11 protein-coding genes are annotated in these 12,610 nt (G+C 62.6%); 5 read left to right on the top strand and 6 right to left on the bottom strand.

Going from position 1 to position 12,610, the window contains the following annotated elements:
- The 4 genes from ABN482_RS03260 to ABN482_RS03245 all read left to right on the top strand — a co-directional run.
- On the top strand, window positions 1-2,197 hold a 2,197-nt coding region (locus ABN482_RS03260), incomplete at its 5' end, for a TonB-dependent receptor (RefSeq protein WP_349502642.1).
- A 13-nt stretch (window positions 2,198-2,210) separates the two neighbouring features.
- Window positions 2,211-2,522: a DUF3649 domain-containing protein gene (locus ABN482_RS03255; RefSeq protein WP_349502641.1), complete on the top strand. Its 312-nt coding sequence runs from the start codon at window positions 2,211-2,213 to the stop codon at window positions 2,520-2,522.
- A 74-nt stretch (window positions 2,523-2,596) separates the two neighbouring features.
- Window positions 2,597-4,087 (top strand): PepSY-associated TM helix domain-containing protein, encoded by a 1,491-nt coding sequence (locus tag ABN482_RS03250; protein WP_349502643.1) that lies wholly within the window; start codon window positions 2,597-2,599, stop codon window positions 4,085-4,087.
- On the top strand, window positions 4,084-4,413 hold the full coding sequence (locus tag ABN482_RS03245) for a DUF3325 domain-containing protein (RefSeq protein ID WP_349502640.1): 330 nt from the start codon (window positions 4,084-4,086) through the stop codon (window positions 4,411-4,413). Before ABN482_RS03250 ends, ABN482_RS03245 begins: the two co-directional genes overlap by 4 nt.
- Here the strand turns inward: ABN482_RS03245 and ABN482_RS03240 are convergent.
- A complete protein-coding gene (locus tag ABN482_RS03240) occupies window positions 4,375-5,319 on the bottom strand; it encodes an alpha/beta hydrolase (protein WP_349502639.1) in 945 nt (314 codons plus the stop codon). The genes ABN482_RS03245 and ABN482_RS03240 overlap by 39 nt on opposite strands.
- Window positions 5,320-5,591: 272 nt before the next feature.
- On the opposite strand from ABN482_RS03240, the gene ABN482_RS03235 reads away from it, so the two are divergent.
- A complete protein-coding gene (locus ABN482_RS03235; RefSeq protein WP_349502638.1) occupies window positions 5,592-7,490 on the top strand; it encodes an LTA synthase family protein in 1,899 nt (632 codons plus the stop codon).
- On the opposite strand, the gene ABN482_RS03230 is transcribed toward ABN482_RS03235, so the two are convergent.
- Genes ABN482_RS03230 through ABN482_RS03210 form a run of 5 tightly spaced genes read right to left on the bottom strand, consistent with a single transcriptional unit; the run spans window position 7,469 to window position 12,355 of the window.
- A complete protein-coding gene (locus ABN482_RS03230) occupies window positions 7,469-8,776 on the bottom strand; it encodes a sensor histidine kinase (protein ID WP_349502637.1) in 1,308 nt (435 codons plus the stop codon). The two genes, ABN482_RS03235 and ABN482_RS03230, sit on opposite strands and share 22 nt — an antisense overlap.
- Before the next feature lies 1 nt (window position 8,777).
- Window positions 8,778-9,473, bottom strand: a complete 696-nt coding sequence (locus ABN482_RS03225) for a response regulator transcription factor (RefSeq protein ID WP_109061102.1) — start codon at window positions 9,471-9,473, stop codon at window positions 8,778-8,780.
- Window positions 9,470-10,957: an ArnT family glycosyltransferase gene (locus ABN482_RS03220; RefSeq protein ID WP_349502636.1), complete on the bottom strand. Its 1,488-nt coding sequence runs from the start codon at window positions 10,955-10,957 to the stop codon at window positions 9,470-9,472. The genes ABN482_RS03225 and ABN482_RS03220 overlap by 4 nt, the downstream gene beginning before the upstream one ends.
- Window positions 10,944-11,966, bottom strand: a complete 1,023-nt coding sequence (locus ABN482_RS03215; protein ID WP_349502635.1) for a glycosyltransferase family 2 protein — start codon at window positions 11,964-11,966, stop codon at window positions 10,944-10,946. Before ABN482_RS03215 ends, ABN482_RS03220 begins: the two co-directional genes overlap by 14 nt.
- Window positions 11,963-12,355, bottom strand: coding sequence for a GtrA family protein (locus ABN482_RS03210; RefSeq protein WP_349502634.1), 393 nt, complete (start codon window positions 12,353-12,355; stop codon window positions 11,963-11,965). The genes ABN482_RS03215 and ABN482_RS03210 overlap by 4 nt, the downstream gene beginning before the upstream one ends.
- Between the last annotated feature and the right edge of the window lie 255 nt (window positions 12,356-12,610).

Raw genomic sequence — 12,610 nt, 5'->3', positions numbered from 1 at the left:
CACTACCCTGCAGCAATTGCTGCAGGGTACTGGTATCCAGTACGCCCGCAATGGCAATAATGTGACGTTGTCGTCGTCGGCACCGGTCGAAGCGACGCAGCTGGGTACCGTGACGGTCAGCGGGGGCATCCTGGGTGATCTGTCTCCGGCCTATGCGGGGGGGCAAGTCGCTACAGGCGGCAGCATGGGTATCCTGGGCGCAGAAAATGTGATGGACACGCCGTTCAGCACGGTCAACTATACGTCTGACCTGTTGTTCGAGCAGCAGGCCCGTACGCTGGCGGATGTGATCGTCAATGATCCGTCTGTTCGCTCCACGACCTCGACCGGAGGCTTTGGCGAGGATTTCGTGATCCGGGGCTTTCCCGTCAGCAGCAACTATGGTTTGAGCGAGGTGAGCGTGAACGGGCTGTATGGTCTGGTTGCGCCCAGTCGCCTGCCGGTACAGATCATGGAGCGTGTCGAACTGCTCAAGGGGCCGGGTACCCTGATGCGCGGCATGTCACCCAATGGCAATGTGGGGGGCTCGGTCAACATCGTGACCAAGCGCGCCGATGACGAACCGCTCAACCGCGTGACGCTGGGCTACATGAGTGAGGCCAACCTGACTGCCCAACTGGATATGGGGCGCCGTTTCGGTGAGGACAATGCCTGGGGCCTGCGTTTCAACGGGATGAAGCGTGGTGGTGAGGCCACGACCAAAAATGGCGACCAGGGCCTGGAAATGATGGCGTTGGGCGTCGACTATCGTGGTGATCGCCTGCGTTGGTCGATGGACTTGATCCATCAGGAAGATGTGCTCAAGAACGTCCGTTCACAGATCGGCCTGGCGGCGGGTGTGGTCGATTTGCCCAGCCCGCCCGATGGCGATATCAACTTTTATCCCGGTACACGTCTGTCGCAGCGCGACAGCACCATTATGTCGCGCCTGGAGTATGACTTTACCGACAGCGTGACCGGCCACATCGGCATGGGCTATCGCGAAGGCAAGAATCGCCAATTGTTCCCTGGTGGTACCGGCATGGACGCGCAGGGTAACTTCACGGCGAATAACCGGTTCTACGATACGGATTCGGAAACGTTCAGCGGCGATGCCGGTATCGTTGCATTGTTTGATACCGGAGCGATTGGTCACCGACTGGCGCTGGGGGCCACTTATTTTGCGCAGGAGCAGGGCATTTCGTACTCGAATGCCCCGGCAGGCATTCCGGCTGTTCCGTCCAATATCTATGATCCTGCTCCGTTGCCTTCCGCGCCATTCGTGCGGGTTGATCCTGAACGTGCCTCCAAGACGCATCTGATCAGCTTCGCAATCACCGATACCCTGTCTTTTGCGCAGGATAGCGTGTTGCTGACACTGGGCGCGCGCAGGCAAACCGTGGATACGGACAGCTATTCATATCCGATGGTTGATGCTGCCGGCGTGGTCGGCGCATATGGCAATAAGACTGGCAGCTACCGCGCCAGTGCCATTTCGCCGGTAGTGGGCCTTGTGATCAAGCCCGTCGAAAACGTGTCCCTCTACGCCAACTATACCGAAGGTTTGAGCAAAGGCATGACTGTTGGGCTACAGCGAAACGGGAATCCATATGCCAATACGGGCGCAGTGCTCAAGCCCTACAAGTCCAAGCAATATGAAGCGGGCATCAAGGTCGACTGGGGCACCATTACAACCACCGCTGCGCTCTGGCAGATTGAGAAGCCCTTTGCGGTCGTCGATGCCAACAATGTCTATGACTACTCGGGCAAACAGCGGAACCGTGGGCTGGAGCTGAATGCCTACGGGGAAATCCAGCGTGGCTTGCGTCTGATGGCGGGCGCGTCATTCATTGATAGCAAGTTGAGGAATACCCAGGGAGGCACCACGGATGGCAATCGTTCGTATGGTGTGCCTGCCAGTGCCTATAACCTGGGCCTGGATTGGGATACGCCCTGGGTGAACGGCTTGAGTCTGGATGGCCGGATGATCCGTACTTCGTCGATGTATTTTGACAATGCGAACCAGATCAGCCTGCCGGGGACGACCATCTTCAATGTCGGCGCACGCTATCGCACCGAAATTGCCGGAAAGGATGTGGTGTTGCGGGCAACGATCGATAACCTGACCGACAAGCGCTACTGGCTGGTGGCAAGCAATGCCTATGCGACCAACGCTGCTGGCCGTACCTTCATGCTCTCCGCTTCGGTCGATTTCTGATCCCGGTATTTGCATGAACCCTATGGGTGAGGCCGCAGTGCGGCATCTGGGCCGCATTGCGCCACTGGTTTCCCGTATTGTGGCGGCCGTGTTGGGTGGCTATGCCCTGGCGGCGCTGGGGAGCATCGCACCCCTGGCCTTGCCGGTCAGTCAGCCGCAGGCTGTGCTGGCCGGCATGATGCTCAGTTTCCTGATCTATGCCGGTGCCGTGATCTGGGTGTTCGCCACCCGCAGCGCGTGGCGTGCCTGGGGCGGCCTGTTGCTGGCTGCCGTGCCGCTGGGGCTGGCCGCTGGCCTGGTCTTGCTTGCGGGAGGCCAGGCGTGACGCATGCAAAGCCCGTGTCTGGCGCGGGCACTGTGGGGGGCAGCCGTCTCCGGCAGGCCAGCTTGCGCCAGCGCATGTCCGGCCTGCATATCTGGGCGGGGCTGCTGTGTGGTTGGCTGTTGTACGCCATGTTCCTGACCGGAACGGTCGCCTATTTCAGAGAAGAACAGTCGCAGTGGATGCGGCCTGAGTTGCCTGCGTCGGCAGGCATGCCTGATCAGGCAGCCATCGCCCAGCGGGTGGCGGATGCCTTTGGCGATACGCCGCAGTGGACTGCGCGCCTGCCGGATGGTCGCGCCAATACGGTCTATGCCTTCTGGCGTGAGCGTGATGGCGGGCCGCGCCGTTTTGCCGAGGGGTGGCTCGATCCGGCAACAGGTCGCGCCGTCGAATCGCGTGACACCCTGGGCGGCGAGTTTTTCTACCGCTTCCATTTTCAGTTTCACCACCTGTCTTCATTCTGGGGCAGGCTGTTGGCCGGGCTGGCGGCGATGTTCATGCTGGTGGCAATCATCAGCGGCATCATTACCCACAAGAAAATTTTCGTCGATTTCTTTACCTTTCGCTGGGGCAAGGGGCAACGTTCCTGGCTGGATGCGCACAATGCGCTGTCGGTATTCGGCCTGCCGTTTCACCTGATGATTACCTATACCGGCCTGATTACGCTGATGGCCATGTATATGCCGTGGGGGCAGCAGGCCGGTATACGGACGCCAGCCGAACGGCAGGCGCTGAGTGCCCAGCTTGCGGCGGTGATTCCGCCCGTCCGTGCCAGTGGCGAGGCCGTGCCGCTGGCATCCGTGGCGGACATGGTTCGGCAGGCGCAGGCCCACTGGGGCGGTGCGGTGGCAGGCTATGTCAGCGTGTCGCACGCGGGCGATGCCGCCGCGCGTGTGTCGGTTTCCCGTGGCGAGGCAGGACGGCTGTCGATGAGTCCGCAGTACGTGCTGTTCGAAGGCGCTACCGGGAAACAACTGGCGGCGCACGATAGTGTGGGGGCTGCGGCAGAAACGCGGGGTGTGCTCTATGGGCTGCATCTTGGCCGGTTCAGCGACAGCGTGACCCGTTGGCTTTATTTCATCGTCAGCCTTGCTGGTACGGCCATGGTAGGTACCGGGCTGGTGCTCTGGACCGTCAAGAGACGCCAGAAACTGACTGCGCAAGCCATGCCTTCACTGGGGTTGCGCACGGTCGAGCGGATCAATGTCGCGGCGATTGCCGGGCTGTCGCTGGCCATGACGGCCATGCTCTGGGCCAACAGACTGTTGCCGGTCGATTGGCCGGGGCGGGCCGGTATGGAAGTGCAGGTGTTTTTTGTGGCGTGGGGTGTCTTGCTGCTGCATGCCTTGTTGAGGCCTGTGAGGCAGGCCTGGCGCGAGCAGTTGTGGCTGGCGGCGGCTGCGCTGGCGCTGTTGCCGATACTCAATGCGCTGACGACGGCCCGGCCACTATGGAAAAGCCTGGCGCAAGGCGACTGGGTTTTTGCCGGTGCGGATATGTTGTTCCTGGCCCTGGCGTTGCTGCATGCGCTGCTGGCCTGGCGGGTGCGCAGGACGGTGTCATGAGCCTGCAGCAGCACACCTGGATCTTCGTCTGTTGCCTGCTGGGTTTTGCCGGGCTGGCGGTGGCCATGGAGCGTGCCCAGGAAGACGTATTGGGACGGCGGCTGGGCATACGACTGGCTCGCCTGTCGCGACTGGCGGGGTGGACCTGGCTGGGCCTGGCGCTGCTGTGGCTGGTGGCGTGGCAGGGATGGGGGCTGGGCCTGGTGGTTTACAGTGGTCACACCAGCCTGGCGGCTGGCGTGGTGTTCTGTGGCTTGATCGTGTTGGGCCGCAGGCGCAGCCGTTGCTCAGGGACGCGTGGCAAAACGCACGATGTCAGGCATTGAGACCACGGGCGTGGTCATGTGGTCTGCGCCGGGAATTTCCCGGTAGCGCAGCGTGCCGGCATCCGGGCCCTTTTGAGTCAGGGTGTCGCGTACGGCACGCGCGCCGTCCAGCATCACGGTCGAGTAGTCCGGGTAGCCAGGCCATTCGTCTTCTGCGACCTCGAGCAGGACACGCGCCTGGCTGGCCGGTGCCTGGGCCAGATCGGTGGCGATGCGCAGGTCGTCCCACCAGGTCGAGGGGCTGATGGCGGCGTAGCGCTGGAAGGCCGCAGGCTGGCTGGCCAGCGCGTGCAGTGTGAAATAGCCGCCCAATGAATGACCGGCCAGCGTGTGCAGATCGTTGCGCAACGGCCAGCGGGCAGCCAGCGCCGGGCGCAGCGTTTCGGTCAGGAATGCCAGGAAGGCGTCTGCCCCACCTGGCTCGGCACCGCGCAGGCGCTCAATGTGCTCGGGATTGCGCGCAGGCGGCAGGAAATCCCAGCTGCGACGCGGGCCGTCGAACAAGGCGTCGCCGGGATAGGCCACGCCGACGACCAGCACCGGTTGCGCCTGTTGTTTTGCGCCGTCCTGGACGAACTCGGGAAAGGTCTGGACCATGCGCATGGCTTCTGCAGCCGTGGCAAAGTAGGCGTTGCCATCCAGGAGGGTCAGGGTGCCGTAGCCCTGGGCCGGTGCATCTCCGGGCGGTACGGCCACGAAGATGCGGTAGGGCTTGCCCTTGGCATCCTGCAGGGAGAACACCTGGGTGTCCGGCAAGGAGACGGGCGTGCTGGCGGAGGGTTGGGGGGGCGTGTCGGTGCTGGCGGCCTGCACCGGATTGGCCGACATGACCGAGAGCGCGGCACATCCCAGCAGGATGCAGCACAGGTCTCTGCTCAGTGGTTTAAAGAAAAGTTTGATATTCATTTGAAGATGGGTTTTTATTCATTGATTTTTTGTCACTTTAGCGCCAAACGTCGTGGCTGTCTGCGTCCAGGTGTTGTTGCCCGGCTGGCGGGTGACCTGTTTTGACGAATTCTTGACATTTATTTGATGGTTCTCTGACGGTTCTTTCTCTAGACTGCTGTGCGGCATATATCGTGCCGCGCTAGCATGTCGTTCGACTCTCCCTCGTCCATGGTCGGCCGCACAGTTGTACCAGTCCTGGGACGCTGCACGGTTATAGGGCATCACCATTCATGTACATCCAGATTCTCTCTTTCATTGGCGCAGCCTTTCTGTTGCTGACGCTCAGCCGCCTGGGGCTGGCGCTTTGGCAGTGGCGGCGCGTCTCGGCCGTGCATGGTCTTGGTCGCGTGATGCTGGGGGGGCTGCGCATTGATGCGCATCTGGTGGCGCTGGGCGTAGCACCGGGGCTGTTGCTGGCACCGTGGATGGATGGCGTGCCTGCGGCCATGTGGCTGCTGGGGCTGTGGCTGCAGATCGTATGGTTGCTGATCTGCCTGCTGGAGTTGTCGACGCCGCTGTTTATCGTGGAATACGACACCCGGCCCAACCGGATCTATATCGATTACCTCAAGTACCCGCAGGAAGTGTTTGGCATGCTGTGGCGCGGCTACCGGGGAACGGCAGTACTGGTACTGGTGCTGCTGGCCCTGGTCGGCTGGATCGGGCACGGCCTGTTTGCCGCAGGGCGTCCCACGCTGGACGGCATGGGCTGGCTGATGCGGGTGGTGCTCTGGCTGGCCGGTGTTGCCCTGGCCTTTCTGGCGATTCGCGGTACTTTGCGGCACCGTCCGATCAACCCGTCGAACGTGGCATTCTGCGGCGATGCGCTGGTCAATACCCTGCCGCTCAATTCGCTTTACAACGTCCTGTACGCGGCCTATTGCCTGAAAAATGAGCGTGCACCTGCCGATGCCTATGGCAAGCTGCCGGACGAGGAGGTGATCGATACGGTACGCCGTTGCGCCGGGCTGGCGGGCGAGGTCATGGATCCGGCCATTCCGACGCTGCACGCCGCCAGGGCGTCGCAACTGGCGGCGGGCCAGCGGCGTCCCCGCAACGTGGTGGTGATCGTCGAGGAAAGCCTGGGCGCACGCTTTACCGGCTTCCTGGGTGACACGGCGCTGACGCCATGCCTGGATGCGCTGAGTGCCGAGGCCTGGACCTTTACGCGGGCCTATGCCACCGGCACCCGTTCTGTGCGCGGGCTGGAGGCGCTGGCGGCAGGTTTTCCCCCGGCCCTGTCCGAGGCCGTGCTGCGGTTGCCGGATACACAGTCGCGTTTTTTCACGTTGGCGCAGTACCTGCGTCCGCAGGGCTACAAGTCCCACTTCGTCTATGGTGGAGAAGCCCACTTCGACAACATGAAAAGTTTTTTCATGGGCAACGGCTTTGATGTCCTGCACGATCAGCCGACCTTCCTGAAACCGGCTTTTTCGGGTACCTGGGGCGTGAGCGACGAGGACATGTTCGGGCGGATTCACGAGATACTGTCCGTCCCTTCCGAGCAGCCGCAACTGGTGCTGGCGTTTTCGGTGTCCAATCATTCTCCCTGGGAATATCCTGCCGGCCGCATAGAACCGGTGGGCGAACCGGCCTCGGTCGAAAATACGGTGCGCTATGCGGACTGGGCACTGGGCCGCTTTTTCGAGCAGGCGCGTACGCAACCCTACTGGGAAGACACGCTGTTTCTAGTGGCGGCGGATCATGATGCTCGCGTGGGCGGACGTGATTGCATTCCTCTGCGACACTTCCATATTCCGGCCCTGATCCTGGGCGGCAGTGTCGTGCCCCGGCTGGATGCCCGCATCGTCAGCCAGATCGACCTGCCGGTCACGCTGCTGGGTCTTTTGGGGAGCAATGCCATGCATCCTATGATCGGCCATGACCTGAACGATCCGGCTGCAGGTGGGCGGGCCCTGATGCAGTATGGGGAAAACTTCGGCTATCTCAAGGGTGACCTGCTGACGGTGCTGGAGCCTCAGCGGGCACCGACGCTGTGGCGCTATGGCCTGCCGGACAGCTACCAGTCGCTGGAGGTCGATGCGGGTTTGGCCCGCGAGGCCCTGGCCCATGCCCTGTGGCCACATCAGGTCTATCGGGCACGCGGTTATACGCTGCCGGGTTGCTGACTGCCGGGCCCCTGGGAGCCGGGCACGAATGTCAGGCGGAATGTCGTGCCGGACTCCCGGGTGGGGACCACTTCCAGTTTCCAGGTCAGGCGTTCGCAGATCAGTGACACGATGAACAGGCCCAGCCCCGAGAGCGCCGTCAGTTCGCCGATATCGGCACCCGGATCGTTCAGATAGGCCAGGTAACCTTTTGGCAGCCCGGGGCCATGATCCTGTATTTCAACGCTGTGCGTATCGATCCTCACCTGGATGCTGCCGTCGGTGTGCTGGACGGCGTTCTGGATCAGGTTGCGCAGCAGCATCCTGACCAGCGTGGGATCGGCATTGACGCTGGCCTGGACATGCGGTTCGAGGGTGATGCGTCCTGCTGCGTCCGTATGGCGCGCGAGGTCGTCACTGATTTCCTGCAGCAGCAGGGGCAGTTCGATGCGAGTCCTGCGCTCGGAAGAGGACGACTTGCGGCGCGTCAGTTTCAGGATGACGTCGATGTTGGCCGTCATCTCGTCAACTGCACGACGCATGCGCAGCAATGGCTTGCGGGCCGAGCTTTCGAGTCCGCCGCGTTGCTCCAGCACATCGAGCGCGCCGGCAATCACGGCAATCGGGGTGCGCAGTTCGTGGCTGGCCAGCCCCATGAGGGATTGTTCCCGCCTGACATAATGCTCCAGTTCGCCGAGAAAACGGTTGAAGGCACGGGCAATCGCTTCCAGCTCTGTGGCGTGGGGGTAGCTTTCCGGCAGGCGGGGCATGTGGGGAGCCGGTGCCGTGCCGCGAATGTGGTCGCTCAGCGTATGCACGGGTGCAGCCAGACGCCGGCCCGTCAGGCGTGCCAGCAGGATGCCGAGCAGTATCACGCCTACGCCCAGCAGGAGCAGGAAACGGTGGAATACCGACTCACGGTATTCGAACAGTGAAATGTCGCGGGCCAGATAGAAATGGCCGCCCCTGACTGTGCTGGTGTTGATGAGGTAGGTTTGTTCTCCAAGCTCTATTTCGCCGGAGTAGGGGAAGGGGAGTCCCTGGAAGATGGATGGCAGTTTGTCGTCCGGTGCGATGCCCGGTGGGGTGTAGTAGGCCTGCAGGGTGTCTGTGTTCCAGACCAGTATTTCGTTGGGGCGGGCATTGTCCAGCAGTGATTCGCGCTCGGATTGCAGGTCGAGTTCAAGGATGGCGCGCTCGAGGTTTTCATTGGCGACGAGTACGGAGGTTGCCGTCACGGCGAAGGTCACCAGTACGGCCGCCAGGACGGTATTGCGAATGCGCCTTTCAATGCTGGATGACGCCATGTCAGGCTTCCCCCGGCGGTGTCAACCGGTAGCCGCGGCCGTGCAGCGTCTGGATCAGGTTGACGCCCAGCGCCTGCTGCAGGAGCTTGCGCAGGGTATAGACATGGGTACGCAGGGTATGGGGCTCGACCTCGCGTTCTCCCCAGAGCATCTGCCCCAGTTGTTCGTAGGACAGGAAGTTCGGATAGGCGCGTACCAGCGCTTCGGTGATGTGGGCCTGCATGCCGGAAAGCTGCAGCGGGCAGGCTCCCGGCAGGCGCAGGCGCAACGTGCCCGGCTCGAATTCGATGCAGCCCGCTCGCAGGATATCTGCCTCGGGCCGACCGCGCCGATGCAGCGCGTCGATGCGCATGGCCAGTTCCTTCAGGTTGAACGGCTTGACCAGATAGTCGTCGGCACCCTGGCTGAATCCTTCGACCTTGTCGTCGATATGGTCCTTGGCCGTCATCATGATGATCGGGGTCGTGCTGTGCAGGTCGTGACGAATGCGCTGGCAGAGTGTGAATCCCGACATGCCCGGCAACATGACATCCAGGGCGATGACATCGTATTCATGCGTGGCGACCTGATGCAGTGCGACCACGCCGTCATAGGCGAAGTCGAGAACATAGCGGTCGTTGTCGAGATATTCGCCGATGTTCGCTGCCAGGGCGGGGTTGTCTTCGACGATCAGGACGCGGATCGGGGCTGTACTCATGGTGTCGGAGATCCAGGTGGAACGAGGGGCGGAACCTGCAATAAATCAAACCGGCGGTTGGAGAATACGGGAGGGGGGGCACCGGTCAGCAACCGGATGGCATCGGATTGCTGCCTGGGCGTTGCCAGATAATAGCCTGCCGGATAGCGACTGCGCAGGCCCTCCAGCTCGTCCCGGGATGCCGCCAAGACCTGTTCCCGGGCGTAGTATCGGGCGGAAAATGGCCTTGCGTCCAGATAATACAGGGGTTGCGATGGCTGGCTTCGCACCGCATGGTAGGCGACCAGCGAACGCTCGGACTTGAGCAGGTCGGGATCGATGGCAATGACCAGCCCGGCAGCCAGGGTGATGGCCGGGACCAGCATGGCCAGGCGCAGATAGCCTGCCTGCAGGCCCGTGTTGCCGGGTAGCTCCGCTGTGCGGGAACCGGGGCGTGGCAGTGCGACGGCCAGCAGGATGGCAAAGCCCGGCAGGGAGGGTTGAACATAGGTCCACAGGATGTTGCCGGCCAGGGAAAAGAAAACGGGTGTGGACAGGGCCCAGAGCAGCAGCAGGCGCATGGCGGGATCGGCCAGGCGGGTTTTCAGCGCACGGCGCAGGGCATGGGTGCGCAGGTTGGTACCCAACAGCCAGATCGCAACCAGGCTCCATGGAAAGGCTGCCAGCATGGCATCGAGCCAGATGCTGCCATATGGGCGCCTGTGTGCGCTGCCGTAAAGGTCGCCTTGCCAACCGGGATCCACGAAGCGGGCAAAATGCTCGCCCAGCAGGAAGTAGCGCAGAAAGCCGGGCGTCTTGATTTCGGCGCAGATATACCAGGGCAGGGTCAGTGCCAGGACCAGCAACAGACCGGGTATCCAGCGGATAGGTTTTCCGGCCGGACCGGGACTGCGGCACCAGATATGCCAGGCCAGCAGGATCAGGCTGACCAGCACGATGGCGAGCGGCCCTTTGGCCAGCAGGCCCAGCGACAGGCCGCCAAAGAATCCGAGATGCCAGATCAGGCGTCCGTCTTCACGCAAGCGGGTATACGCGGTCAGGCTCAGGGTGATGGCCAGTGCCAGCCAGGGGTCGAGCATGACCGCGCCGGCCATCAGGAAGGGCAGCAGGGAGCTTGCATAGATCAGTGCCGCCATGCGTGCAGCCTGCAGGCCGAACTGATGACGTGCCCACTGGAACAGAAGCGCCAGCGTCGCGATGGAGGCCAGCAGCGAGGGCAGGCGGACGGCCAGATCGCTGTAGCCGAACGCTTGCAACGACAATGCCGACATCCAGAAGGCCAGCGGTGGCTTGCCCCAGAATGGCTTGCCGGGTTCGAACCAGGGTGTGATCCAGTCGCCGCTGGCCGCCATCAGGCGGGCCATTTCGGCATAGCGGGGTTCGGAGTTGTCGGCCATGGGCGTGACCGCCATCAGGACCAGCCGCACTGACAGCGCCAGGAGCAGTATCCAGGCCCAGGCCGGTACCTTGCTATGCATGTGCATGGTGTGTCTCTTCGGTGTGCTGACGGGCATAGGCTGGCGGGCTTTGCAGGATGTCCCGTACCAGGAACAGGGGGCGTTGCTTGGCTTCGATATACGTCTTGCCGACATATTCACCCAGCAGTCCCAGGGCGATCAGTTGTGCACCACCCAGGATGGACATGATGGCGACCAGCGATGGATAGCCTTGTACCGCTTCGCCGAACATGACCGTCTTGAGGGCGATGAAGGCACCGTAGGCCAGTCCTGAGGTTGCCGTGACTGCGCCCAGCCCTGCCGTCCAGCGCAATGGCTTGACGGAGAAAGACGTGATGCCCTCCAGTGCCAGCGCCAGCAGGGCACGGTAGCCCCATTTGGTGGTGCCGGCTGCGCGGGGGGCCCGGTCGTAGAACATGACCGTGGTGGGGAAACCGACCCAGGCAAACAGGCCTTTCATGTAGCGGGTTCGCTCCGGGAGCTGGTTGAGCGCCTGTACTGCTCGCCGGCTGAGCAGCCGGAAATCGCCCGTATCCGGAGGGATGGGCGCATTGCTGAGGTGGCCCAGCAGACGATAGTAGAGATGGGCGCTCAGCTTCTTGTGCCAGGGCTCACCGGCCCGGCTGCGACGACGCATCGCGACCACGTCGGCACCGGCTCGCCAGGCAGCCAGCATGTCCGGAATCAGTTCGGGCGGGTCCTGGAGGTCGGCATCCAGGATGATGCTGGCCTCTCCTGAGCAATGCTGCAGACCGGCCGACATGGCGGCTTCTTTGCCGAAGTTGCGGCTCAGGCGGATCAGCTTGAGGTGGTCGTGCGAGCAGACGCGTGCGGCCAGCCAGTCGGCACTGCCGTCACGGCTGCCGTCATCGACGAAAATGATTTCATGGCTGCAGTCAAGGGCGGCCAGCACGGTGCCCAGGCGTTCGAGGCATAGCGGCAGGACCTCGATTTCGTTGTAGACCGGAATCAGGATCGACAGGGTCGGGCTGTGACGGGTCTGGGTGGAATAGGAAACAGGCAGGCGTGCGTTCATGAGAAGACGTACCTTTTGAAGAGCCAGTAGTTGAGAGAAACCAGCAGCAGGGTCGTGCTGGCCTGGGCAGCGAGCGGTGCGAAATGCAGCCCGTCATGCAAAAGAAGAAAGAAAAGTCCGTTGAGCAGCCAGCCGACGCCCAGCGCGGCCAGGTAGCGTCGCATGGTGGCGAGCTGGCCGCGACGGGGGTGGAACACCATGTCGCGCTGCAGTCGGTAATTGACGACGGCACCGGTCAGGGCACCCGTCATGGCGGCGGGGGTGGGGGGCATGCCATGCAGCAGCAGGGCCTGCATGATGCCGTAGTGAAGGGCGGTGGCTGTGCCGCCTCCCATCAGGAAGCGGGCGAAGCGCGGGAGCCAGGCAGAAAGCACGGTATGACGACGCACTGTGATTGAAGTGCGTCCATCATAGGAACCGTGCTGTCAAGATTGCGTCAAGGACGCATCATGGTTTGGTCAAACTTTTGCGGAAGGCCGGTCATGCAGCGCGGCGCAGTCGCTGTCGGCTGCGCACGCTGCGGGTGAAGCGGAACAGATCCTTGGGATCGTGGTCCTGGTCGCCGCCCCAGGGCACCAGTTCGACGGACTGCCCCATGTTGCGGGCCTCGGCCTGTTCGTTGACGTAGCGCAGCACGGCGTAGT

The sequence above is a fragment of the Corticimicrobacter sp. genome (assembly GCF_040137905.1).
Lineage (GTDB): Bacteria > Pseudomonadota > Gammaproteobacteria > Burkholderiales > Burkholderiaceae_B > Corticimicrobacter.
Note: the sequence above shows the minus strand (reverse complement) of the source record. Positions and strands in the feature narration are given on the sequence as shown.

Excerpts from the sequence above, each read along its gene's own strand:
- ABN482_RS03220 (WP_349502636.1), bottom strand. The coding sequence starts at position 10,957 with ATGCACATGCATAGCAAGGTACCGGCCTGGGCCTGGATACTGCTCCTG.
- ABN482_RS03235 (WP_349502638.1), top strand. The coding sequence starts at position 5,592 with ATGTACATCCAGATTCTCTCTTTCATTGGCGCAGCCTTTCTGTTGCTG.
- ABN482_RS03215 (WP_349502635.1), bottom strand. The coding sequence starts at position 11,966 with ATGAACGCACGCCTGCCTGTTTCCTATTCCACCCAGACCCGTCACAGC.
- ABN482_RS03250 (WP_349502643.1), top strand. The coding sequence starts at position 2,597 with ATGTCCGGCCTGCATATCTGGGCGGGGCTGCTGTGTGGTTGGCTGTTG.
- ABN482_RS03255 (WP_349502641.1), top strand. The coding sequence starts at position 2,211 with ATGAACCCTATGGGTGAGGCCGCAGTGCGGCATCTGGGCCGCATTGCG.
- ABN482_RS03240 (WP_349502639.1), bottom strand. The coding sequence starts at position 5,319 with ATGAATATCAAACTTTTCTTTAAACCACTGAGCAGAGACCTGTGCTGC.
- ABN482_RS03230 (WP_349502637.1), bottom strand. The coding sequence starts at position 8,776 with ATGGCGTCATCCAGCATTGAAAGGCGCATTCGCAATACCGTCCTGGCG.
- ABN482_RS03225 (WP_109061102.1), bottom strand. The coding sequence starts at position 9,473 with ATGAGTACAGCCCCGATCCGCGTCCTGATCGTCGAAGACAACCCCGCC.
- ABN482_RS03245 (WP_349502640.1), top strand. The coding sequence starts at position 4,084 with ATGAGCCTGCAGCAGCACACCTGGATCTTCGTCTGTTGCCTGCTGGGT.